23 protein-coding genes are annotated in these 23087 nt (G+C 73.3%); 9 read left to right on the plus strand and 14 right to left on the minus strand.

The genetic code is table 11. From position 1 onward, the window contains the following. Window positions 1–12: 12 nt before the first annotated feature. From ACSHWO_RS17250 to pdhA, 3 genes are read right to left on the minus strand one after another with little or no spacing between them, the layout of a single operon-like run. Window positions 13–1389, minus strand: a complete 1377-nt coding sequence (locus ACSHWO_RS17250) for a dihydrolipoamide acetyltransferase family protein (RefSeq protein WP_438312935.1) — start codon at window positions 1387–1389, stop codon at window positions 13–15. Continuing rightward, complete coding sequence (locus ACSHWO_RS17255) at window positions 1389–2387, minus strand: alpha-ketoacid dehydrogenase subunit beta (RefSeq protein WP_438312937.1); 999 nt, start codon at window positions 2385–2387, stop codon at window positions 1389–1391. The genes ACSHWO_RS17250 and ACSHWO_RS17255 overlap by 1 nt, the downstream gene beginning before the upstream one ends. Then, window positions 2384–3520 (minus strand): pyruvate dehydrogenase (acetyl-transferring) E1 component subunit alpha, encoded by a 1137-nt coding sequence (gene pdhA / locus ACSHWO_RS17260; RefSeq protein ID WP_361092937.1) that lies wholly within the window; start codon window positions 3518–3520, stop codon window positions 2384–2386. The genes ACSHWO_RS17255 and pdhA overlap by 4 nt, the downstream gene beginning before the upstream one ends. A 178-nt stretch (window positions 3521–3698) precedes the next feature. Between pdhA and ACSHWO_RS17265 the strand changes: the two genes are divergently transcribed. After that, a complete protein-coding gene (locus ACSHWO_RS17265) occupies window positions 3699–4271 on the plus strand; it encodes an Lrp/AsnC family transcriptional regulator (RefSeq protein ID WP_361092939.1) in 573 nt (190 codons plus the stop codon). Window positions 4272–4335: 64 nt separating this feature from the next. Here ACSHWO_RS17265 and ACSHWO_RS17270 read toward each other — a convergent pair whose 3' ends face one another. The 4 genes from ACSHWO_RS17270 to ACSHWO_RS17285 all read right to left on the minus strand — a co-directional run bounded on the left by ACSHWO_RS17270 (window position 4336) and on the right by ACSHWO_RS17285 (window position 9021). Further along, entirely contained in the window at window positions 4336–4890 is a 555-nt protein-coding gene (locus tag ACSHWO_RS17270) for a CAP domain-containing protein (protein ID WP_361092941.1), read from the minus strand. Window positions 4891–5022: 132 nt separating this feature from the next. Continuing rightward, on the minus strand, window positions 5023–6705 hold the full coding sequence (locus ACSHWO_RS17275) for a hypothetical protein (protein WP_438312940.1): 1683 nt from the start codon (window positions 6703–6705) through the stop codon (window positions 5023–5025). A gap of 145 nt (window positions 6706–6850) precedes the next feature. After that, the gene (locus ACSHWO_RS17280) at window positions 6851–7441 is read right to left on the minus strand and encodes a TetR/AcrR family transcriptional regulator (protein ID WP_361092947.1); all 591 of its coding nucleotides are present in this window, start codon (window positions 7439–7441) and stop codon (window positions 6851–6853) included. Next, window positions 7438–9021: a 3-hydroxyacyl-CoA dehydrogenase gene (locus ACSHWO_RS17285; RefSeq protein WP_438312942.1), complete on the minus strand. Its 1584-nt coding sequence runs from the start codon at window positions 9019–9021 to the stop codon at window positions 7438–7440. The genes ACSHWO_RS17280 and ACSHWO_RS17285 overlap by 4 nt, the downstream gene beginning before the upstream one ends. Window positions 9022–9188: 167 nt before the next feature. On the opposite strand from ACSHWO_RS17285, the gene paaN reads away from it, so the two are divergent. Beyond that, window positions 9189–10889, plus strand: a complete 1701-nt coding sequence (gene paaN, locus ACSHWO_RS17290; protein ID WP_361092953.1) for a phenylacetic acid degradation protein PaaN — start codon at window positions 9189–9191, stop codon at window positions 10887–10889. 7 nt (window positions 10890–10896) lie between these two features. Here the strand turns inward: paaN and ACSHWO_RS17295 are convergent, their stop codons facing one another. Continuing rightward, complete coding sequence (locus ACSHWO_RS17295; protein ID WP_385828469.1) at window positions 10897–11643, minus strand: TrmH family RNA methyltransferase; 747 nt, start codon at window positions 11641–11643, stop codon at window positions 10897–10899. Between the two features lie 141 nt (window positions 11644–11784). Between ACSHWO_RS17295 and ACSHWO_RS17300 the strand changes: the two genes are divergently transcribed. Then, window positions 11785–12315: a peptidoglycan-binding domain-containing protein gene (locus tag ACSHWO_RS17300; protein WP_438312944.1), complete on the plus strand. Its 531-nt coding sequence runs from the start codon at window positions 11785–11787 to the stop codon at window positions 12313–12315. Window positions 12316–12409: 94 nt separating this feature from the next. On the opposite strand, the gene ACSHWO_RS17305 is transcribed toward ACSHWO_RS17300, so the two are convergent. Both ACSHWO_RS17305 and ACSHWO_RS17310 read right to left on the minus strand, forming a co-directional pair. Further along, a complete protein-coding gene (locus tag ACSHWO_RS17305) occupies window positions 12410–13678 on the minus strand; it encodes an HTTM domain-containing protein (RefSeq protein ID WP_438312946.1) in 1269 nt (422 codons plus the stop codon). Beyond that, on the minus strand, window positions 13666–14409 hold the full coding sequence (locus ACSHWO_RS17310; RefSeq protein WP_438312948.1) for a DUF5819 family protein: 744 nt from the start codon (window positions 14407–14409) through the stop codon (window positions 13666–13668). The genes ACSHWO_RS17305 and ACSHWO_RS17310 overlap by 13 nt, the downstream gene beginning before the upstream one ends. A gap of 136 nt (window positions 14410–14545) precedes the next feature. Between ACSHWO_RS17310 and paaA the strand changes: the two genes are divergently transcribed. The 6 genes from paaA to ACSHWO_RS17340 all read left to right on the plus strand — a co-directional run bounded on the left by paaA (window position 14546) and on the right by ACSHWO_RS17340 (window position 19493). Then, window positions 14546–15559, plus strand: a complete 1014-nt coding sequence (gene paaA, locus ACSHWO_RS17315; RefSeq protein WP_438312950.1) for a 1,2-phenylacetyl-CoA epoxidase subunit PaaA — start codon at window positions 14546–14548, stop codon at window positions 15557–15559. After that, window positions 15556–15840 (plus strand): 1,2-phenylacetyl-CoA epoxidase subunit PaaB, encoded by a 285-nt coding sequence (gene paaB / locus ACSHWO_RS17320; protein WP_189807713.1) that lies wholly within the window; start codon window positions 15556–15558, stop codon window positions 15838–15840. The genes paaA and paaB overlap by 4 nt, the downstream gene beginning before the upstream one ends. Next, window positions 15837–16568: a 1,2-phenylacetyl-CoA epoxidase subunit PaaC gene (paaC, locus tag ACSHWO_RS17325; RefSeq protein WP_438312952.1), complete on the plus strand. Its 732-nt coding sequence runs from the start codon at window positions 15837–15839 to the stop codon at window positions 16566–16568. Before paaB ends, paaC begins: the two co-directional genes overlap by 4 nt. After that, window positions 16562–17080 (plus strand): 1,2-phenylacetyl-CoA epoxidase subunit PaaD, encoded by a 519-nt coding sequence (gene paaD / locus ACSHWO_RS17330; RefSeq protein WP_438312954.1) that lies wholly within the window; start codon window positions 16562–16564, stop codon window positions 17078–17080. The genes paaC and paaD overlap by 7 nt, the downstream gene beginning before the upstream one ends. Next, complete coding sequence (locus ACSHWO_RS17335) at window positions 17081–18220, plus strand: 2Fe-2S iron-sulfur cluster-binding protein (protein ID WP_438312956.1); 1140 nt, start codon at window positions 17081–17083, stop codon at window positions 18218–18220. It begins immediately after the preceding gene. 130 nt (window positions 18221–18350) lie between these two features. Then, window positions 18351–19493: an acyl-CoA dehydrogenase family protein gene (locus tag ACSHWO_RS17340; RefSeq protein ID WP_438312958.1), complete on the plus strand. Its 1143-nt coding sequence runs from the start codon at window positions 18351–18353 to the stop codon at window positions 19491–19493. A gap of 19 nt (window positions 19494–19512) precedes the next feature. Here ACSHWO_RS17340 and ACSHWO_RS17345 read toward each other — a convergent pair whose 3' ends face one another. The 4 genes from ACSHWO_RS17345 to ACSHWO_RS17360 all read right to left on the minus strand — a co-directional run bounded on the left by ACSHWO_RS17345 (window position 19513) and on the right by ACSHWO_RS17360 (window position 23083). Next, a complete protein-coding gene (locus ACSHWO_RS17345; protein ID WP_438312960.1) occupies window positions 19513–19857 on the minus strand; it encodes a rhodanese-like domain-containing protein in 345 nt (114 codons plus the stop codon). A gap of 55 nt (window positions 19858–19912) precedes the next feature. Beyond that, entirely contained in the window at window positions 19913–20674 is a 762-nt protein-coding gene (locus ACSHWO_RS17350; protein WP_361093271.1) for a hypothetical protein, read from the minus strand. A 237-nt stretch (window positions 20675–20911) separates the two neighbouring features. Then, a complete protein-coding gene (locus ACSHWO_RS17355; protein WP_438319131.1) occupies window positions 20912–22339 on the minus strand; it encodes a DUF2252 domain-containing protein in 1428 nt (475 codons plus the stop codon). Window positions 22340–22423: 84 nt separating this feature from the next. Continuing rightward, window positions 22424–23083 (minus strand): response regulator, encoded by a 660-nt coding sequence (locus ACSHWO_RS17360; protein WP_438312962.1) that lies wholly within the window; start codon window positions 23081–23083, stop codon window positions 22424–22426. Window positions 23084–23087: the final 4 nt, after the last annotated feature.

Raw genomic sequence — 23087 nt, forward strand, 5'->3', positions numbered from 1 at the left:
GGCCCCGGGGGGCTACAGCGAGCGCAGCAGGACCGCCGGGGACTCGACGCAGTCGGCCACGTACCGCAGGAAGCCGCCCGCGGCCCCGCCGTCGCAGACCCGGTGGTCGAACGTGAGGGACAGCTGGACCACCTGACGGACCGCCAGCTCGCCCTGGTGGACCCACGGCTTGGGGACGATCCGGCCCACCCCGAGCATCGCCGCCTCCGGGTGGTTGATGATCGGCGTGGATCCGTCCACCCCGAACACCCCGTAGTTGTTCAGCGTGAACGTACCGCCCGTGAGGTCCGAGGGAGCCAGCTTGCCCGTGCGGGCCAGCTCCGTCATCCGGGCGAACTCCGCCGTCAGCGACTCGGCGCTGCGCCCCTGGGCGTCGCGCACCACCGGCACGACCAGGCCGCGCTCGGTCTGGGCGGCGAAACCGAGGTGCACGGCGGGCAGCCGGACGATCTCGTTCGCCGCCAGGTCCACCGTGGAGTTGAGCTCCGGGTAGCGGGCGAGCGCCGCGGTGCAGATCCGGGCCAGCAGCGCGAGCACCGAGACCTTCGGGCCGCCCGCGGCGTTCATCGCCGCCCGGGCCGCCATCAGCTCGGTCGCGTCGGCGTCGACCCAGCACGTGGCGTCCGGGATCTCCCGGCGGCTGCGCGAGAGCTTGTCGGCCACCGCACCGCGCAGCCCCTTGAGCGGGATGCGCTCACCGGCCGCCGCGACCGCAGCGGCGGCCGCCGGAACGGGGGCCGGAGCCGGCGCCGGGGCCTTGACGGCCGCCTCGACGTCCGCGCGCAGGATCAGGCCCTCGGGGCCGGAGCCGCGCAGGGCGCGCAGGTCGATCCCGTGGTCCCGAGCGAGCTTGCGCACCAGGGGCGAGATCACCGGTACCGGCCCGGTGGCCAGGGCCGCCGGGGCGGCGACGGCCACCGTCGCGGCCGCCGGCGCCGGGGCCGCGACGGGAGCGGCGGGAGCGGCGGGAGCGGGCAGGGGAGCGGTGGCAGGGGTGGGAGCCGGCGCGGCGGAGCCCGGTCGCACCCGCCTCCGACGCGCCGGGCGGGAGTGGTCCGTGCCGTAGCCGACCAGGACGTTGCCGGAGCCGGACGCCTCCGGCTCCGCGCCCGCAGCGGCCACCGCAGCGGCGTCGCCCGCACCCGCACCCACCGCCACCGTGATCAGCGGTGCTCCGACGGGGAGTTCCGTGCCCTCCTCCCCGAAGCGGGCGGTGACCACACCGCCGTAGGGGCACGGGACCTCCACCATCGCCTTGGCCGTCTCGACCTCGACCACGGGCTGGTCGACGGCGACGACGTCGCCGACCGCCACCAGCCAGCGGACGATCTCGGCCTCGGTCAGTCCCTCCCCGAGGTCGGGGAGCTTGAACTCCATTACCTGCGCCATCAGTTCTCCCACTGCAGGCGGGCCACGGTGTCCAGGATCCGGTCCACACCGGGCAGGTGGTGCTTCTCCAGCATCGGCGGCGGGTACGGGATGTCGAAGCCCGTGACGCGCAGCACCGGTGCCTCCAGGTGGTGGAAGCACTTCTCCTGGATGCGGGCGACGAGCTCCGCGCCCGGTCCGCCGAAGCCGTTCGCCTCGTGCACGACGACCGCGCGCCCGGTACGGCGCACGGCGGCCATGACGGTCGCCTCGTCGAGCGGCACCAGCGAGCGCAGGTCGACGACCTCCAGGTCCCAGCCCTCCTCGCGGGCGGCCTCGGCCGCCTCCAGGCACACCGGCAGGGACGGCCCGTAGGTGATCAGCGTCGCGCTCGTGCCCGGACGCCGGACCTGCGCCGTGCCGATGCCCGGTACGGCGGCGGGCGCCTCGGGGTCCCAGGCGGCCTTCGACCAGTACAGCCGCTTCGGCTCCAGGAAGACCACCGGGTCGTCGCTCGCGATCGACGCGCGCAGCAGCCCGTACGCGTCCTCGACGGTCGCCGGGGTCACCACGTGCAGGCCGGGGGTGGCGATGTAGTACGCCTCGGAGGAGTCGCTGTGGTGCTCCACGCCGCCGATCCCTCCGCCGTACGGCACGCGGATGGTGATCGGCAGCGGCATCGCACCGCGGGTGCGGTTGCGCATCCGCGCCACGTGCGAGATGAGCTGCTCGAACGCCGGGTAGGCGAACGCGTCGAACTGCATCTCGACGACCGGCCGCAGCCCGTACATGGCCATGCCGACGGCGGTGCCGAGGATGCCGGCCTCCGCGAGCGGGGTGTCCGTGCAGCGGTCCTCGCCGAACTCCTTCGTGAGGCCGTCCGTGATGCGGAAGACGCCGCCGAGGGTGCCGACGTCCTCACCCATGACGTGGACCGTCGGGTCCTCCGCCATGGCGTCGCGCATGGCCCTGTTCAGGGCCTGCGCCATCGTCGCGGGCTTCGCCGCCACCGTGGTCACGACTGTGCCTCCGCGTCGAGCTCGGCCCTCAGCATGTCCGCCTGCTCGCGCAGCCGGCCGGTCTGCTCCGCGTAGACGTGCTCGAACAGGTCCATCGGGTTCAGGACCGGGTCCGCGTTCATCCGCTCCCGCAGGGCGGCCGCCATCTGCTCGGCCGCCTCCCTGGCGGCCTCGATGCCCGCCTCGTCGAGGATGCCTCGGGCGGTCAGCTCACGCTCCAGCAGGGCCACCGGGTCGTGCCCCTTCCACGCCTCGACCTCGGCGTCGCCGCGGTAGCGGGTCGCGTCGTCGGCGTTCGTGTGGGCTTCCATGCGGTACGTGACGGCTTCGATCAGGGTCGGGCCACCGCCGGACCGGGCCCGCCGGACCGCCTCGGACAGCACCTCGTGGACGGCGGCGATGTCGTTGCCGTCGACGAGGCGGCCGGGCATGCCGTAGCCGACGGCCTTGTGGGCGAGGCTCGGGGCGGCGGTCTGCTTGGCGAGCGGTACGGAGATGGCGAAGCCGTTGTTCTGGACGAGGAAGACCACCGGGGCCTGCCAGACGGCCGCGAAGTTCAGGGCCTCGTGGAAGTCGCCCTCGCTGGTGCCGCCGTCGCCGATCATGGCGAGGGCGACGACCTCGTCGCCGCGCAGCCGCGCGGCGTGCGCCAGGCCCACCGCGTGCGGCAGCTGGGTGGCGAGCGGGGTCGACAGCGGGGCGATCCGGTGCTCGCGGGGGTCGTAGCCGGTGTGCCAGTCGCCGCGCAGCAGGGTCAGCGCCTGGACCGGGTCCAGGCCGCGCGCCACGGCCGCGAGGGTGTCGCGGTAGCTGGGGAAGAGCCAGTCCTGCTCCTGGAGGACCAGCGCGGCCGCGATCTCGCAGGCCTCCTGGCCGACCGTGGAGGGGTACACCGCGAGCCGGCCCTGCCGGGTGAGGGCCGTGGCCTGCGCGTTGTAGCGGCGGCCGCGCACCAGCTCGGCGTAGCAGCGGCGCATCAGCTCGGGGTCGAGCTTCTCTGCGGCCGGCGTGCCCAGCACCCGGTACGGCTCGGGGTCCGGGAGCAGCGGGGCGGGGTCCGTCCGGGGACTCCAGGCGGGGGGCGGGGTGGTGCGGTGGGACGCCCCGGCACCGGGCAGCTCTTGGACCGTCATGGCGGCGTACACCTCCTTTTGGGAAGCAGGCAGGAAGTACCTCGGCTGTGAGGCGCCTCACCAACCGATTGTTCGGTCGATGGCGCAATTTGGCTACATGCGGCTTCAGGCTGTGGACAAACTGGCGCCGGGAGCCTGGGATGGGTGCAGGACGTCCAGGAGAGGGAGGCAGTGGGCAATGCCGGATGAACAAATGGCCGCGAGCGGTTCCGCACCGGTCCCGCCGGGGGTTTCCTCCTCCGGCCCATACGTCCCGTCCGCACCGCCCCGCCCGCTGGACCCCATCGACCGGTCGATCATGCGCCTGCTGCAGGCGGACGGACGCGCTTCGATACGCTCGGTGGCCGAGCAGGTCCACGTGTCGCGGGCGAACGCCTACGCCCGGATCAACCGGCTCATCGACGACGGGGTGATCCGCGGCTTCACGGCCCGCGTCAACCACGAACGCGCAGGTCAGGGCGCCTCTGCCTATATCACCCTGAAGATCGTCCAGAACTCCTGGCGCACGGTCCGCGAGAAGCTGCGCGAACTGCCGGGCGCCGCACACATCGCCCTGGTCAGCGGCGACTTCGACGTCCTGCTGCTGGTCCACACCCCCGACAACCGGACCCTGCGCGAGCTGGTCCTCACCCGCCTCCAGGCCATTCCCGAGGTGCTCTCCACGCGCACCCTGCTGGTCTTCGAGGAGACGGACCTCCTCGACCAGGCCCCGGACGGCGGCGGAGCCGGCCCGGCCCTCCCGGAGGACTAGCGGTCCCCGGGCCTCGGGGCGGACCGGGACCGGCCGGCTGCGGACCGACAAGGTACGGACCGGATCACCGCTGGCAGCGGCCGAAGGTCACCACGTAGGTCCAGGCGTTGGCGGCGCCGGATCCGGCCGGGTCGGCCGAGCCCGCCTGTGCCCAGGGGCCGGCGTCGCGCAGGGAGCCGTCGAGGATGATCGCCCGGTGGCCGGGGCTGTTCATCCACCAGTTGACGGCGGCCTTCGGGCTGCCGCCGGTGCCCCAGCCGGTGTAGGTGATCTCGGCGAACGCCCAGGACCGCGGGTTCGGGCAGTAGCCGGCCGCGATGATGCGGCTCTGCGGCGTGGAGCCCGTCTGCGGGTTGCGGTGCGGGTCCTTGCCCGGACCCCACCACTTCTGCTGGACGGAGGCCACGGCGTGCTGCCGGGCCGCGTTCGTCAGCGGCTGACTGACGGTCAGGGCGGGCAGCCCCCGGCTGGTGCGCTGGGCGTTGATGAGGCACAGCACGGAGGTGTCGCAGCCCTGGGCCGCGGCGGGCGGCGCAGCGACGGGTACCAGGGCGGCGGAGAGGACGGCCGCCACGAGGGGGCCGAGAAGACAGCGGGTTCGAGGAGCACGGCTTGTCACGAGGGTCCACCTCCCGCGGACGAACTGCGGTGCACGGCGGTGCGGAGGTGGCGACCGGTCGCCGGGAACTTCCCTTCCAGGCTGCCATCGGGGCGGCCCGGTCGCCATCCGGGACCGGGCCGCCGCGGGCGCCTACTTCGTCTCGTAGTAGCCGAAGATGTCCACGATCAGGTGGATCGGGCCCCAGCTCTGGTTCCAGAAGTCGACGACGCCGTTGGTGCCGCCGGAGCTGGCCTGGACCAGGTTCGCGACGGTCTTGTTCGCCGCCCAGTTGAGGCTGGACGCGGTGGGCCGGACCGGCTCCACGACGGTGTCGTTGAAGTAGTCGGTGGGCGCGTTCGGGTCCGGGGCGACCGACAGGAAGCCGGCCTCGGCGGGGCTCGTCACGGTGGTGTTCATGACGTACCCGGCGATGCCCTGCTCCTTGTGGGAGGCGTTGAGCCAGATGTAGTTGCGGGCGGCCAGCGGCTCGTTGCCCCACTCCACCGGGTCGCGGGTGTCGATCAGGCGGCTCGGGGCGGTCGGCATGTACGCGCCCTGGCTGTCGGGGCTGTAGTAGCCGACGACGTCGACGATGACGTCGGTCCCGGCCCAGGCACCGTTGCGGACCTTGATGCTGCCGTCGGGACCGACCGGGACGATCACCGAGTTGGCGACGGTCTGGCCCGCGCGGAAGTTCAGGTTCGAGGTGCTCGGGGCCTGCACGTCGCTCGGGAAGACGGTGAGGTGGCCGTCCTCCCGCGGGTTGGTGACGGTCACGTTCAGCGCCACGGCGGTGATGCCCCCCGGGACGCCCCGCAGGCCGCTGATCTGGGTGCCGAACGTGCTCTGGCCTGCGAGCTGGCCGCGGGCGGTGCCCAGGCCCTCGCGGGTGTCCACGAAGCGGACCGGCGTCATCGGGGTGTAGCCGCTGGACGCGCTGTGGGTGAAGTAGCCGGTGACGTCGGCGAGGAGGTCGATCGTCTCCCAGCCGCCGTTGTACAGCTCGACGTACCCGTCCTTGCCGACCGGCACGATCACCATGTTGGGAACGGTCTGGTTGGCCTCGTAGTTGAGGTTCGAGGTGGTCGGGCGCTTGCCGCCGGACGCGAAGGCCGTGACGTGGCCGCCGCTGGTGGTGTTGGTGGCGGTGACGTTCAGGGCGACGGCGCTGGCACCGGCCGGTATCTTCGCGTTGCCGGCTATCTTCACCCGGGCCGAGGTGTAGGGCGCGATCTTGGCCTTGGGGGCGCCGGTCCCGCTGCGGGTGTCCAGCAGGCGGGTCGGGGTGTGCGGGGTGAAGTCGGAGCCGATCGTCGAGAGCGGCAGCTGGTTGACGACCTCGACCTGGTTCGTCGCGTCCGTCACGGTGACCTTGACGTTGTACTCGCCCAGCTCGGCGTAGCGGTGCTGATGGGTCGTCTCCAGGCCGGGGGTGCCGTCGGACACGTCCACCGCACCGTCGCCCCAGTCGACGGTGAGCTTCAGCGTGACGCCCGGGGCGCTGACGATCGAGGACTGGAGCTCGATGCCGTGGGCCGACGTGGGCTTGGCGTTGAGGACGACGGCCAGGTCCGGGTTGCCCGCGGAGGCCGTGCCCTCCGTCAGCGGGGCGGCCTCGGCGACGGCGGTCTGGCCCTTCGCCGTGCGCAGGGTCTTGCGGACCGAGCGCTCGGCGGGGCTGTGGAAGGTCTTGGCCTCGGGCTGGACCAGCTTGCCCGCGTCCACGCCCCGTACGGACTTGCCCTTGGCCGCGGGTGCGGCGGGAGCGGCCTGCGCCACGACCGGCGCCAGGGCCATTCCGACGCTGGCCGCGACGGCGACGGCAGCGGACACTACAAGACGGCGATTGCGCACCGGCCCCCCAGTTTTGAACACGCTCAGGAATCTGAATCGCGCTCAGCGTACATGCCCGAGGGGGCGCTTCATCGCACAGTTTTTCGGCCAGAATCGCTGCAAGCCGGGCGAACCGCTCCGCCGGTCAGCCGCGGACCGTACGCAGCCCGTCGAAAGCCATGTGGACCACGGCGTCGGCGAGCTGGTCCGGGGTGGTGCCGGGGTGCGGGCGGTACCACTCCACCAGGGAGTTGACCATCCCGAACAGCAGGCGGGTGGCCAGTCGGATGTCCACGTCCGCCCGCAGGTCCCCGTCGGCCGCGGCGGCCTTGAGGAGCTCCGCGACCTGGTGGTCGAACTCCCGGCGGCGCTCCAGCGCCCAGCGCTCGGTCCGGGTGTTGCCCCGGACCCGCAGCAGCAGGGTCACGTACGGCAGCTCGGAGACCAGGACCTCCACCGTGCGGCGCGTGACGTACTCGACCCGCTCGACCGCCCGGCCCTGCACCGCGCCCGGCTCGTCGAGCACGGCGAACAGCCCGTCGAGCGCCCGGCTGACGGCGCGGCTGAGGAGCTCCTCCTTGCCCGCGACGTGGTGGTAGATCGAGGACTTGGAGATGCCGGCGGCCTTGGAGAGGTGCTCCATGGAGGTGCCGTCGTAGCCGCGCTCGTTGAAGACCTGGACCGCGACCGTCAGGAGCGACTCGGGGGTGTAGGTGTCCCGCCGGGCGGTCGTCACGCGCTCTCCTCCGCCGCGGCGGCGTCCACGGCGTCCACGGCGTCCACGGCGTCCTCGGGGGCGTCGGGGGCGTCCCCGGCCTCCTCGGGGGATTCCGCGTAGCCCAGCCTGAACAGCGCCAACGAGGGCGCGTAGCGGCCGCCGGGGCAGCGTTCGTCGAGGTTGTGCAGCAGGTCGTACGCCCAGTCGCTGCCGAGCCGCTCGTGCCATGCGGACGGGCCCAGCGGGTAGTTGACGCCGAGCCGCATCGCCGTGTCGATGTCCTCGGCGGAGGCCACGCCCCGGGCGACGGCGTCGGCCGTCAGGTCGATCAGCATCGCCACCGTGCGGGCCACGATCATGCCCGGGACGTCGCCGATGACGGAGACCTGCTTGCCGAGCCGCTGGAACAGCCCGACGGCCTCGGCGACGGTCTGCTCGCTGGTGTCCTCGCCCGCGGAGAGCGCGATGCGGGTGGCCCCGCGGTAGTCGAGGGCGAGGTCGAAGTAGACGACGTCGGTGAACTCGACGGAGGTCTTGCCGTCCGCGAGCACCAGCTGCCCCTCGCCGGGCAGCTGGATGTACGGGCCTCCGGTGCCGGCGGCCGTGACCGTGATCCCGGCCTCCTCCATCAGGTCGACGAGGTCCGCGGCGGGCCCCAGGTCGCCGACCACGGTGACCTTCTCCGGGGCCTCCTCGGGCGCGGCGGTGTGCGGGACCGGAGCCGGCGCGTCCGGACCGTACGGGAACCAGCCGTGCCCCGACTTGCGGCCGAGGCGGCCCGACTGGACCAGCCGGCGCTGCGCGAGGGAGGGGGTGAACTTGGGGCTGCGGAAGAAGGACTCCCACACCGACCGGGTGACGGCCTCGTTGACGTCCTGCCCGATCAGGTCCGTCAGAGCGAACGGGCCCATCTTGAAGCCGCCGGACTCGCGGAGCACGGCGTCGATGGTGGCCGGGTCGGCGCCCTGCTCCTCGTACACCGCGAAGGCCTCGGCGTAGAAGGGGCGGGCGATGCGGTTGACGATGAAGCCCGGCGTGTCGGCGCAGCGCACCGGGGTCTTCCCCCAGGCCAGCATGGTGCGGTGGGCGCGCTCGGCGGCGGCCGGGTCGGTCGCGTGGCCGCTGACCACCTCGACGAGCGGGAGCAGCGGGGCCGGGTTGAAGAAGTGCAGGCCGAGGAAGCGGCCGGGGTGCGCGAGCCCGGCCGCCAGCTCGGTGACGGAGAGGGAGGAGGTGTTGGTGGCCAGCAGTGCGTCCGGGGCCACCACCTCTTCGAGTGCCGCGAAGAGCGCGCGCTTGACGGCGGTGTCCTCGACGACCGCCTCGACGACGAGCGCGGCGTCCGCGAGGTCGGGGAGGGCGGAGGCCGGAGCGATCCGGCCGTTCGCGGCCTCGGCCTCGGCGGGCTCCAGGCGGCCCTTCGCGGCCATGCGGTCGACACGGTCCCGGACGATGGCGACGCCGTCGGCGGCGAGGGCGGCGTTGATGTCGTAGATCAGCACCCGGTGACCTGCGAGGAGCGCGACCTGGGCGATGCCCTGGCCCATGGTGCCGGCGCCGACCACCGCAACGGTGCGGGACCGTTCGATTGCTGTCATGTCCTGATCCTCCCGCACCGAGTTATCCACAGGTCCGCCGGGCCCTCTTGTCCCGACCGATCGTTCGGTTACTCTAACTCCAGTCTGCTCTTCTTCACCCGCCCTTGCCTGATCCCAGCCTGCGACCCAGTCTGATCTTGCCCGGCTCAACGAGGAGTTGGTCCCTGATGGCCGCCGAGCCCACCGTCCCCCAGCTGCCCGCCCTGTCGGAGCTGTCCGCCAAGCACCGGCCCACCCTGGACCAGGCGCTGGAGGCCATCCGCAGCCGTGCCTACTGGTCCCCGCACCCCGAGCACCCCAAGGCGTACGGCGAGACCGCGCCGGCCGACGGGCTCGCCGCCTTCGAGGCCCTGAAGGGCACCCGCTTCGAGCTGGACCAGCCCGGCACCGACGGCTGGACGGGCGGCGAGGTCTCCCCGTACGGCCCGGCCCTGGACATCGAGTACCCGCACGTCGACCCGGACGTGCTGCTCCCCGCCATGCGCGCGGGCATGGGCGCCTGGCGGGACGCCGGTCCGGAGGCGCGCGCCCTGGTCTGCATCGAGATCCTGGCCCGCATCAGCGCGCGGACGCACGAGTTCGCCCACGCGGTCATGCACACCAGCGGCCAGGCGTTCATGATGGCCTTCCAGGCGGGCGGCCCCCACGCGCAGGACCGCGGCCTGGAGGCCGTGGCGTACGCGTACGAGGAGCAGACCCGCGTCCCGGGCCGGGCCGACTGGTCCAAGCCGCAGGGCAAGAAGGACCCGCTCCAGCTGGACAAGACCTTCACGGCGGTCCCGCGCGGCATCGCCCTCGTGATCGGCTGCAACACCTTCCCGACGTGGAACGGCTACCCGGGCCTGTTCGCCTCCCTCGCCACCGGCAACGCGGTGCTGGTCAAGCCGCACCCGCGGGCCGTCCTCCCGCTCGCGCTCACGGTGAAGGTCGCCCGCGAGGTCCTGCGGGAGACGGGCTTCGACCCCGACCTGGTCGCACTGGCCGTCGACCGCCCGGGCGAGGGCGTCGCCAAGGACCTGGCCGTCCGCCCCGAGATCAAGGTGATCGACTACACCGGCTCCACGGAGTTCGGCGACTGGCTGGAGGCCAACGCCCGCCAGGCCCAGGTGTACACGGAGAAGGCCGGCGTCAACACGGTCGTCGTGGACTCCACGGACAACTACAAGGGCATGCTGGCGAACCTCGCCTTCTCCCTGTCGCTGTACAGCGGCCAGATGTGCACCACCCCGCAGAACCTGCTGATCCCGCGGGACGGCATCGACACCGACGCCGGCCGCAAGACGTACGACGAGGTCGTCGCCGACATCGCGGCCTCGGTCGGCGGCCTGCTCGGCGACGACGCCCGCGCCAACGCGCTCCTGGGCGCGCTGGTCAACCCGGACGTCAAGGCCCGCCTGGAGGCGGCCGCCGGCCTCGGCGAGGTCGCGCTGGCCTCCCGCGAGGTGGCCAACCCCGAGTTCCCGGACGCCGTCGTGCGCACCCCGGTCCTGGTGAAGCTGGACGCCGCCAAGGCGGACGACTCGGCGCCGTACCTCTCCGAGTGCTTCGGCCCGGTCTCCTTCGCGGTGGCCGTGGACGGCACCGAGGACGCCCTCGCCCTGCTGCGCCGCACGGTGCGCGAGAAGGGCGCGATGACGGTGGGGGCGTACACCACCTCCGAGGCCACCGAGCGGGCGATCGAGGAGGTCTGCCTGGAGGAGTCGGCGCAGCTCTCGCTGAACCTGACCGGCGGGGTGTACGTCAACCAGACCGCGGCGTTCTCCGACTTCCACGGCTCCGGCGGCAACCCGGCCGCGAACGCGGCGCTGTGCGACGGGGCGTTCGTCTCGAACCGCTTCCGCATGGTGGAGGTCCGCCGCCAGGCGTGACGCGCGGCTAGTGCTGCGGGCGGGGCCCGCCCCAGTGGAACAGGGTCATGGCCACGCTGGTGGCCAGGTTGTAACTGGACACCTGCGCGCGCATCGGCAGGGACACGAGGTGGTCCGCCCGGGCGCGCAGCTCGGGCGAGATCCCGTGCCGCTCGGAGCCGAAGGCCAGCAGCGCGTCGTCCGGGAGGGTGAGGGCACGGATGTCCTCGCCCTCCGGGTCGAGCGCGTACACGGGCCCGGCCGGAAGGGTCTCCAGGGTCACCGACTGCACGGTGGTGGCGTAGTGCAACCCGGCTCCGGCGCGCACCACGTTCGGGTGCCACGGGTCCAGGTCGCCCCGGGTGACGACGCCCGTCGCCCCGAAGCCGGCGGCGAGCCGCACGACGGCGCCCACGTTGCCGAGGTTCCGCGGATTGTCGAGGACGACGACGGGCGCGGTTCGCGGCATCCGCTCCAGCCGGGCCCGCCCCTCGGCGGCATCGGGCCGCACGGCGAGCGCGGCAACGCCGGTGGGGTGCACACGGGGGAGGAAGGTCCGCAACTCGCCGACCCGCAGCACCCTCTCAAGGTCACCGCTCACATCGGGGGCCAGCTGAGCGGCCAGCGCCCGCACCGCCTCGGGATCATCGGCCACGGCCATCCGCACATCGGCCCCGAACCGCAGCGCGTGCTTCAGCGCGTGAAACCCGTCGAGCACAACGAGATCACCACCCTCCGCAACCGCACGCCATTCCCGCACCGTCTGTTCACTCATGCAGCGAGCCTACGCGCGGCGTGTTGCTTGACGGATAAACGATCTCCCCCGTTATCGTACGTGTGTGCGATGACAGGCTCATGACACATCACGCCTCTCCCGCGCACCCACACACCGCTCGCAACGGGGAGAACCCACACCATGGGCAAGAGCAGGATCAGGAAGCCGCGCCACCTCACCGCACTCGCCGCCGCGGCCCTCGCGTTCGGCGTCCTCGCGGGGACCGGTACCAGCGCCCAGGCAGCCACGGCACAGGGCTACGTCAACGGCTGGGACTGGGAGGACGACGACTGGGCCGACGAGGGCCTCGTCTCGACCACCCAGCACTCCAACAGCGGCGCCGCGGGCCTGTGGCAGTTCGTGCTCTGGGCGGACGGCTACCTCACCGAGGCCGACGTCGACTGCAAGTTCGGCCCGAAGACCGAAGCTGCGACCAAGAAGTGGCAAGCCCGCTTCCTGGGCGCCTCGCAGGCGGACGGCGTCGTCGGCAACAAGACCTTCGGCGCCGCGAGCCAGCGGCTCGGCCGGACCGCCTGGAGCGGCAACGCCACCATGACCTACGGCAGCAAGACCCTCGGCCGCAGCCTGACCGACGGCTCGTACTTCTTCCAGACGAACTACACCAACGGATTCGTGGTCGCGAACTACAACAGCGCAGCCAACTGCCGCTGACCCTCCCGCCCTGGGCCCGCACCGGGCCCGGGGAACGGAGGAGGGGCGGGGCGGGAGGAGGGGCGGGGCAGGGAGATCCCCCGCGCAGCGGCGACTACCGCGGCCCTGCGGCCGCAGCCCGGTCCGGATCGGGATTGGAATCCGGCTCTCCGCCCCCGGCCGGTGCTGGCAAGGCCAACGGCGACGGCGACGGCGACGGTGACGGTGACGGTGAAAGCACCGCGGCCCAGCGCCCCCGCACCCGCAGAACGCCCGCCCCCACCCCCATCAGAAACCCGGTCGGCAAGAACACCGCATCGGCGGCGATCATCGCCAGCGAAAAGAACGGCAACCCCAGCAGCACCGCAATCCCCGCATGCTCCACCATCATCACGCCGAGCAGCACGTTCTTGATCCGCCGCTGGAACACCGTGAACGGAAACGCCACCTGCAGCACGACCGTCCCGTAGGTCAGCAGCATCACCACCGTCCCACTACCCGCCAGCAGCGCCGACAGCCCGGGCCACGGGCTGAAGTAGTCCAGCCCCAGCGGGTAGTACAGGGCGGTCCCGTCCTGCCACCGAGACCCCTGGACCTTGTACCAGCCCGCCGTGGCGTAGATCAGGCAGACCTCCGCCATGATCACCAGCATCCCGGCGTTGTGCACCACGTCGGCCAGCACGTCCAGCAGGGCCCGCCCCTCGCTCCGCCCGGCCCCCTCCACGGCTGCGAGCGCCTCGTTCCGCTCGGCCATCCACCACACCGCGGCGACCACCCACAGCACCGCGAAGGCCGCCGTCCAGCCGAGCCCGATCTGCCCGGTCACGGCCCCGTACGCGAGCACGGCCCCCAGCACGCCCCACAGCACCGGCCCGGCCGCCCCCGCCGAGGCGGACCCCCGCAGCCGGGCCCGTCGGGCGTCCAGCGACCACACCTGCGCGCACCGCGTGAGCACCAGGTAGATCGCCATCAGGTGGATGACGTTGTCGCCGCCGTCGCCCATGAACACGCTGCGGTTCTGCAGGGACAGCACCCCGACCATGAACACCACGGACGTGGCCCGGGTCCGCCAGCCCAGCACCAGCAGCGCGGCGGCCAGCACGGACACCAGGTAGACGGTCTCGAACCACCACACCGAGTCCGACCACAGCAGCACCGCGAAGGCGTGGTTCGACTCGACGAGCCTCCGGGCCAGCTCCCAGCTCCAGGGGCCGTCGGGCCCGTACAGCTCGTGCCGGTTCGGATACTCCCGCAGCAGGAAGGACAGCCAGGTCCCGGCGAAGCCGATCCGCACGACGGCGCTCTGGTAGGGCCCGAGCGCCTCCCCGGTGACCTTCGCCAGCCCCCGTGCCGCGGCGGCCCGCCCCCGTCTCAGACCGTCCACCACGGCAGCTCCCGGTAGTACGTCCGGGTGTCGGTCCGCTCGTCGCTCCACGCCGGCGCGGCCACGGCGCGCGTCGCCGATCGCAGCTGGATCCGCACGACCTCGCCGACCTCGCCGACCTCGCCGTCCCGGCCCGTCCGGACCTCGCCGAGCCGGTTCAGGGCGATCCGCCGCAGGTACTGCTCCGACAGTTCGCCGCGCTCGCCGTTCGGGGTGTCGTCCTCGTCGTGGGAGCCGGTGAAGAAGTCCCAGGCCCGGCGCAGCTCGTTCTGCCGGGTGTGGCTGGGCAGCAGGCTGTGCTCGATGGCCGCGCCGTCGGCGGCGGACAGGTCGTGCCAGGGGCCGGCGACCACCTCCCCGCCGGGGGTCCGGTACTCGGCGCGCGCCTCGACCGCGATGTTCTGCTGGAGCGGGTTGGGGGCGAAGAGCTTCCAGTTCTGCTCGAACTCGGGGTAGATCCAGCCGTCGACCGCCGCCGCGTGCCGCTTGCTCAGCGTGTTGGTCGGGGCGACGTGCAGGAAGACGAGGGCCAGGTGGGTGCAGGCGGCGAGGCCGGTCGCGGCCAGGGCGAGGGCCGCGACGACCCGGTACGGGCGGGACAGCCCTGCGATCCCCGCCGGGCGGGACGGGAGGACGACGGGCGCCGTGGCCGGCGGTACGGCCTGCGGGACCGCCGGCGGCCGGGCGGGCGGATCCTCCGCTTCCGCGGTCTCTCGCTCGTTCGATTCCATCGCGTCCCGATCGTTCGGCGTCCACAGGCTTTGACCAGAGAGGTTGACACCCTACGGGCCGCCGTCTCACCATTGAAGAGAACGAACCGAACGATCGGTCGGTCGGGCGGTCAACAGACTCTGGCAGGGAGCCGGGATGGTGGCAGTGACCCCGGAATCGGGGCAGGACGCGGGGCTGGATGCCGGCCTCGCGGCACAGCTCGCGGCGGCCTTCGACGCCGCAGTGGCGGCCGACGAGCGCGTGGAGCCGCGTGACTGGATGCCCGACGAGTACCGCTCGACGCTCGTCCGCCAGATGGCCCAGCACGCCCACTCCGAGATCATCGGCATGCAGCCCGAGGCCAACTGGATCACCCGCGCGCCCTCGCTGCGCCGCAAGGCGATCCTGATGGCCAAGGTGCAGGACGAGGCCGGGCACGGGCTGTACCTGTACAGCGCCGCCGAGACCCTCGGCACCAGCCGCGACGAGCTGCTCGACAAGCTCCACGCGGGCAAGCAGAAGTACTCGTCGATCTTCAACTACCCGACGCTGACCTGGGCCGACGTCGGCGCGATCGGCTGGCTCGTGGACGGCGCGGCGATCACCAACCAGGTGCCGCTGTGCCGCTGCTCCTACGGGCCGTACGCCCGCGCCATGGTCCGGATCTGCAAGGAGGAGTCCTTCCACCAGCGCCAGGGCTTCGAGCTGCTCCTCGCCCTCTCCCAGGGCACCCCGGAGCAGCACGCGATGGCGCAGGACGCGGTGGACCGCTGGTGGTGGCCCTCGCTGATGATGTTCGGCCCGCCGGACGCCGAGTCGTCGCACTCGGCGCAGTCGATGGAGTGGCGGATCAAGCGGCACTCCAACGACGAGCTGCGCCAGCGTTTCGTGGACATCGCCGTACCGCAGGCCGAGACCCTCGGTCTGACCCTGCCCGACCCGGACCTGAAGTGGAACGAGGAGCGCGGGCACTACGACTTCGGCACCATCGACTGGACCGAGTTCTGGGACGTGCTCAAGGGCAACGGCCCGTGCAACGAGCAGCGGCTCGCCCAGCGCCGCCGGGCACACGAGGACGGCGCGTGGGTCCGCGAGGCGGCCGCGGCGTACGCGGCCAAGCAGACGGCGGCACCGGCCGCCGCGGCAACGAACGAGGAGGCAGGGGTATGACGCAGAACTGGCCGCTGTGGGAGGTGTTCGTGCGCTCGCGGCGCGGCCTCTCGCACACGCACGCCGGCAGCCTGCACGCGCCCGACGCGGAGATGGCCCTGCGCAACGCCCGCGACCTCTACACCCGGCGCAGCGAGGGCGTGTCCATCTGGGTGGTGCCCTCCGCCGAGGTCACCGCGTCCTCCCCGGACGAGCGGGACCCGTTCTTCGCGCCGGCGGCCGACAAGCCGTACCGGCACCCCACCTTCTACGACATCCCCGAAGGGGTGAGCCACCTGTGACGGGCACCGACGTCGCCGTGCCGGCCGCGGCCGCCCTCGCCCTCGGGGACGACGCGCTGGTCCTCTCCCACCGCCTGGGCGAGTGGGCCGGACACGCCCCCGTCCTGGAGGAGGAGGTCGCGCTCGCCAACATCGCGCTCGACCTGCTCGGCCAGGCCCGTGTGCTGCTGTCGATGGTCGGCGACGAGGACGAGCTGGCGTTCCTGCGGGAGGAGCGGTCCTTCCGCAACACCCAGCTGGTGGAGCAGCCCAACGGCGACTTCGCCCACACCATCGCCCGACAGCTGTACTTCTCCCTGTACCAGCACGAGCTGCACACGCAACTCGCCGCCGGGGACGGCCCGTTCGCCCCGCTGGCCGCGAAGGCCGTCAAGGAGACCGCGTACCACCGCGACCACGCCGAGCAGTGGACGCTGCGGCTCGGCGACGGCACCGAGGAGAGCCGCCGGCGCATGCGGGACGGCCTCGACGCGCTGTGGAAGTACACCGGCGAGCTGTTCCAGCCGGTGGACGGCCTCGACGGGGTCGACTGGACCGCGCTGGAGGACCGCTGGCTGACCGCACTGAGCGGCGTCCTGGAGCGGGCCGGGCTGTCCCTCCCCGAGGGCCCGCGCACCGGCGCCTGGGCGGCCGGGGCCGGCCGGCAGGGCCTGCACACCGAGCCGTTCGGCCGGATGCTGGCCGAGATGCAGCACCTGCACCGCAGCCACCCGGGGGCGACATGGTGACCCGCGCGCAGGAGGCGCCCGAGACCCTGAGCCGACTGGAGGCGGAGCTGACCGAGCTGGCCGGCTCCGTGCCCGACCCCGAGCTGCCCGTGCTCACCCTGGCCGAGCTCGGTGTCGTCCGCGGGGTGCGGATGCACGAGGACGGCCACGCCGAGGTCACCCTCACGCCCACGTACACCGGATGCCCCGCCATCGAGGCCATGTCCGCCGACATCGAGCGGGCCCTGACCGGACACGGCATAGCGGACGTCCGGGTGCGCACCGTCCTGTCGCCCGCCTGGTCGACCGACGACATCAGCGCCGAAGGCCGGCGCAAGCTGGCCGAGTTCGGCATCGCCCCGCCCCGCCCGCACGCGGCGGGCGGGCCGGTCCCCGTCGCCCTCTCGGTCCGCTGCCCGCACTGCGGGTCGACGGAGACCGAGCTGCTCAGCAGGTTCTCGTCCACCGCGTGCAAGGCGCTGCGCCGCTGCACCGCGTGCCGCGAACCGTTCGACCACTTCAAGGAGCTGTAGATGGCCGCGTCCACGCCGTCGCCCACGCCGGCGCCGGGCTCCGCGCGCCCCCCGCGCCACGGCGCCTTCCACCGGCTGACGGTGTCCGCGGTCGACCGGCTCACCGACGACTCCGTGGCACTGACCCTCGCGGTCCCCGCAGAGCTGCGCGCCGACTACCGGCACGCCGCCGGCCAGCACCTCACCCTGCGCCGTACGACCCCCGAGGGCGCGGAGGTCCGCCGGACCTACTCGATCTGCTCGCCCGCCCCGGACCCCGCCGGCCCCGGCCCGGAGCTGCTCCAGGTCGGCGTACGACTCGTGGAGGGCGGGGAGTTCTCCACCTTCGCGCACAAGGAGGTCGCCCCCGGGGACGCGCTGGACGTGATGGTCCCCGCCGGCCGCTTCGTCCTGGACCCCGCCGCCGCACCGGCGGGCGGGCACTACGCGGCGATCGTCGGCGGCAGCGGCATCACCCCCGTGCTGTCGATCGCGTCGACGCTGCTGGCGGCCCGCCCCGACGCCCGGTTCTGCCTGGTGCGCACCGACCGCACCCAGGCCTCGACGATGTTCCTGGAGGAGGTCGCCGACCTCAAGGACCGCTACCCGGACCGCTTCCAGCTCGTCACCGTGCTGTCCCGGGAGGAGCAGGAGGCCGGACTGCCGTCCGGGCGGCTGGACGAGGAGCGCCTGAAGGGGCTGCTCCCGGCGCTGCTGCCCGTCGCCGACGTCACCGGCTGGTACCTGTGCGGTCCCTACGGGCTGGTCGTCTCCGCGGAGCGGGCCCTGGGTGCGCTCGGCGTCGGGCGCGGCCGGGTCCATGAAGAGGTCTTCCACGTCGAGGACGCCGCCGCACCGGCTCCCGCGGCGGCCGCGGCACCCGCGGACGGCCGGGTCACCGCCCGCCTCGACGGCCGCTCCGGCACCTGGCCGGTCCAGGGCGGGGAGTCCCTGCTGGACACGGTGCTGCGCAACCGCGCGGACGCCCCGTACGCCTGCAAGGGCGGGGTGTGCGGCACCTGCCGCGCCTTCGTGGTCAAGGGCGAGGTCCGGATGGACCGCAACTTCGCGCTGGAGGCGGAGGAGACGGAGGCCGGATTCGTGCTGGCCTGCCAGTCCCACGCGGTGACCGAGGAAGTGGAGATCGACTTCGACCGCTGAGCCGGTCGGCGGCGGCCGGGGGCTGCGGGGCCGCCGCCGCAGGCCTGTCCAATTCCCGGATCCTGCCCTATCTTGACGCTCCGTCAGATCGAGGCGGACGCCGGGTTCCGTGCACGCGGGAGGACAGGCAGTGGACTTCACCTTCACCGAGGAACAGCAGGCCGCCGCCGAGGCGGCGAGGGCCGTCTTCACCGGGGTCGCCCCGGACGGCGTGCCCAGCCCCGCCCTGACCCCGGGCGCCGTCGCCGACGACTTCGACCGACCCCTGTGGGCCCGGCTCGCCGGCTCCGACCTGCTGGGCCTGGTCCTGGCCGAGGAGTACGGGGGCTCCGGCCTCGACGCCGTCGCCCTGTGCCTGGTGCTGCGCGAGGCGGGCCGGCGGCTGGCCCGGGTGCCGCTGCTGGAGCACTGCGCCACCGCCGCCGCCGTCCAGGCCCACGGCAGCCCCGAACTCGCTCGCGCCCTGCTGCCCGGCGCCGCGACCGGGGAGCTCGTCCTCACCGCCGCTGCCCACGGCCGAAGCGGCCACGACCCTGCCGAACTCGCCGTCACCGCACGCCGCGAGGGCGCCGACTGGATCCTCGACGGGATGCAGACCGCCGTGCCCTGGGCCCACCGTGCGGACTGGACGGCCGTACCGGCCCACACCGGCTCGGGAGAGGCCGTCCTCGCGCTCGTCCCGCGCGGCGCCGAGGGCCTCGCCCCGGCCGACCAGTACTCCACCAGCGGGGAACTGTTCGCCGAACTCACCCTGGACGGCGTCCGGGTGCCCGCGGCCCACCTGATAGCCGCCCCGGCGGCCTGGGAGCGGCTACACCGGCTCCTCACCGTCGGGACCTGCGCCCTCGCGCTCGGCCTCGGCACGGCCGTGCTGGCCATGACGAGCGAGTACACGGGCAAGCGCGAGCAGTTCGGCTTCCCGGTGGCCACCTTTCAGGCGGTCGCCGTGCAGGCCGCGGACCGCTACATCGACCTGCGCGCCATGGAGGCCACCCTGTGGCAGGCCGCCTGGCGGATCGACGCGGCGACCGGCGGGGCCGGCGGCCCGCTGCCGCCCGCCGGTGACATCTCCGTCGCCAAGATCTGGGCCGCGGAGGGGGTGCGCCGGGTCGTGCAGACCGCCCAACACCTGCACGGAGGCTTCGGCGCCGACACCGACTACCCGCTCCACCGCTACCACGCCTGGGCCAAGCAGTTGGAGCTCCAGCTCGGGCCGGCCGCCGCGCACGAGGAGGCCCTGGGCGACCTGCTGGCCGCCCACGCCCTCGCCTGACGCGGACCTACGGCACGTCCTACAGCACGAAGGCCGGGCTGCCGCTGTCGGTCACCATCGGGCGCCCGGCCCCGTGCCAGGCCTGCATCCCGCCGTCGACGTTCACGGCGTCGATCCCCTGGCGCACCAGGTACTGGGTGACCTGCGCGGAGCGCCCGCCCACCCGGCACATCACGTGCACCCGGCGGCCGTCCTCGACGGCCTCCGCCAGCTCGCCGAAGCGGGCCGCGAAGTCGCTCATCGGGATGTGCAGGGCGCCTTCCACGTGCCCGGCAGCCCATTCGTCGTCCTCGCGGACGTCCAGCACAAAGCCTTCGGAGGGCACCGCGGCGGCGTCCACCGAGGGAAGCGGTCCGAAGTTCATACGTCGCCTTCTCTCATCACGGGTCGGGGCTCCAACTTAGCCGAGCCGGCCCGGCTCACCCCGCGGCCAGGGCGGCGAGCTGGGCCTCCTTCTCCGACACCTGGGCGAGCAGTTGCTCGGCGATCTCGTCCAGCAGCCGGTCCGGGTCCTCCGGGGCCATGCGCAGCATCGCCCCGATCGCGCTGTCCTCCAGCTCGCGGGCCACCACCGTGAGCAGCTCCTTGCGCTGCGCCAGCCACTCCAGCCGGGCGTACAGCTCCTCGCTCTCGCTCAGCCGCCGCTCCGCCACCGCCGCCGGGCCGGCCGCCCACTCCTCGGCCAGCTCGCGCAGCAACTGCTCCTCGCCCCGCCCGTAGGCTGCGTTGACCCGGGCGATGAACGCGTCGCGCCGGTGCCGCTCCGCCTCGTCCTGGGCGAGGTCCGGGTGGGCCTGCCGGACCAGCTCGCGGTACAGGCGCTTGGCCTCCTCCGTCGGGCGCACCCGCTGCGGCGGCCGCACCGGCCGGTCGGTGAGCATCGCGCCCGCGTCGTCGGAGATCCCTTCGGAGCCCATCCAGTCGTGGAACAGCTCGTCCACCCCCGGCATGGGCATCACCAGCGAGCGCGCCTCACGGGCCAGCCGCAGGTCCTCGGCGTCACCGCTGCGCTCGGCCTTCGCCTCGGCGATCAGGGCGTCCAGCTCGTCGAGCCGCGCGTACATCGGGCCGAGCTTCTGGTGGTGCAGCCGGGAGAAGTTCTCGACCTCCACCCGGAAGGTCTCCACCGCGATCTCGAACTCGATCAGCGCCTGCTCGGCGGCCCGTACGGCCCGCTCCAGGCGGGCCTCGGGCCGCTCGTCACCGGAGGGCTGACCGGAGGCCTGACCGGCCGGGCCGGAGGCGCCGGAGGTCGCGGAGGCGGTCTCTTCACTCTGCTGCTCGCTCACCCGGCCACCCTAAGCCCGCTCCGGCCCGGCCCGGGTTTCACGTGAAACATCGACCCAGGACCGTGACCACGGCCGGGCCGCCGGACGCGGCCGGCCACCGCGTCCCGGGGCCGGCCCCGGTTCTCCCGCTCAGACCCCGGACTCCGCGGCGATCCGCCCCTCCTTCACCGCCGCCACCAGGTCCGCGTGGTCGGCCTCGGTGCGGTCGGCGTAGGCCACCGCGAACGCGGCGAACGCCTCGTCCAGCTCCTCGTTCTTCCCGCAGTACCCGGACAGCAGCCGCGGGTCGGCGCTGTGCGCGTGCGCCCGGGCCAGCAGGGCACCGGTCATCCGGCCGTAGTCGTCGAGCTGGTCGGCGGAGAGCGCCGCCGGGTCCACGCTGCCCTTGCGGTTGCGGAACTGTCGCACCTGGTACTGGCGCCCCTCGACCGTGGTCCAGCCCAGCAGGAAGTCCGAGACCACCTGCATGCGCTTCTGCCCGGCCACCACCCGGCGGCCCTCGTGCTCCTCGGCCTTGGTCTCGAAGCCCACGGCGGGCAGGTGGGGCAGCAGCACCGAAGGACGGGCCTCCTTGACCTGGAGCACGAGCGGCTCGCCCCGGTGGTCCAGCAGCAGCACCACGTACGAGCGGGTGCCGACGCTGCCCGTGCCGACCACGCGGAACGCGACGTCGTGGATGGCGTACCGGGCGAGCAGCGGCAGCCGGTCCCCCTGCAGCGTCTTCAGGTAGGGGCCCAGCGAGGCCGCGACGACCGCGGCCTCGGCGTCCCCGACCCGGCGGAGCACCGGCAGGGCGTCCACGAAACGCCGCCCGTTGTCGGGGCAGGGCTCGGTCGACTTGGCGGCGAACCGCGCCGAGGTGTTGCTGCGGGCCTTGTCCACGACCCGCTGGAGGATGCCGAGCATGTCCCGGGCGTCGGCGTGCGCGACGAGCCGCTCGTCCGCGATGGCGTTCCAGGCGTCCATCGCCGGCAGCTTGGCCAGCAGCCGCATGGTGCGGCGGTAGGTGCCGACCGCGTCGAGGGCAGCCGCCCGGCAGGTGTCCTCGTCCGTGCCGGCCACCCGGCCGGCGAGGATCAGCGAGGTCGCCAGCCGCTTCAGGTCCCACTCCCAGGGGCCGAAGACGGTCTCGTCGAAGTCGTTGAGGTCCATGACGAGCTGGCCGCGGGCGTCCCCGTACAGGCCGAAGTTCGCGGCGTGCGCGTCACCGCAGATCTGCGCCCCGATTCCGGTGACCGGGCCGGTGGACAGGTCGTGGGCCATCAGCCCGGCCGCCCCGCGCAGGAACGCGAAGGGGTTCGCGGCCATCCTGCCGACCCGTATCGGCGTCAGCTCGGACACCCGCCCGGCATTGGACTCCTCCACCGCGCGCACCGCGTCCGGCCGCCCGGCGGGCAGCTCGAAGCGGGCGTGCGCCGAGCGCGGCACCCGGTGACGGAGGGCCTTGCCGGCCTCCCGGGGCGAGCCGTCCTCCGTCCGCGGCTTGAACCCGGGGACCTCCGGCAGCCGCCCCTCGCACTGCGCGCCCGCCGCGTCCCCCGCGTACCGTTCCGTCATCGCCATGCTGCCGTGCCCCCGCCCGTGACCGCCGGGCCCTGCCGGCGTATTTCCGTTGTTCCGTCGTTCCGGGCCCGACCGTATCTACAGCCCCGCGTCCCTGGCCAGCAGGGCCGCCTGCACGCGGTTCTCGCAGCCCAGCTTCGCCAGGATCCGGCTGACGTACGTCTTCACCGTCGCCTCGCTCATGTGCAGCCGCCGGCCCGCGTCCGCATTGGACAGCCCCTCGCCCAGCAGCGCCAGCACACCGCGCTCGCGCTCGCTCAGCTCGGCGATCCGCCGCCTGGCCTCCTCGCTGCGCGCCACCGCCCGGCCGGACGCCAGCTGGTCGACGACGTGGCGGGTCGCCCCCGGCGAGAGGTACGCGTCCCCGGCCGACGCCGCCCGGACCGCGCCGATCAGCTCGCCCGGCGCGGAGTCCTTGAGCAGGAACCCGGCACTGCCCTGGCCGAGGGCCCGCAGCACGTTCTCCTTCTCCCCGAACGTGGTCAGGACCAGCGCCCGCACCTCGGGCACGGCCCGGCCGAGCTCCCCGAGCGCGGCCAGGCCGTCCATCACGGGCATCTGGATGTCGAGGAGCACCACGTCCGGCGCGTGCGAGCGGGCCAGCTCCACGGCCTCGCGGCCGTTCGCCGCCTCGGCGACGACCTCGATGTCCGGCGCCGACGTCAGGATCATCCTGATGCCGGCCCGGATCAGCGGCTCGTCGTCAGCGATCACCACTCGGATCACCTTGGCTGTCACCCCG

The organism is Streptomyces pallidus (ex Mingjun et al. 2026) (assembly GCF_051550185.1).
Classification (GTDB): Bacteria; Actinomycetota; Actinomycetes; order Streptomycetales; family Streptomycetaceae; genus Streptomyces.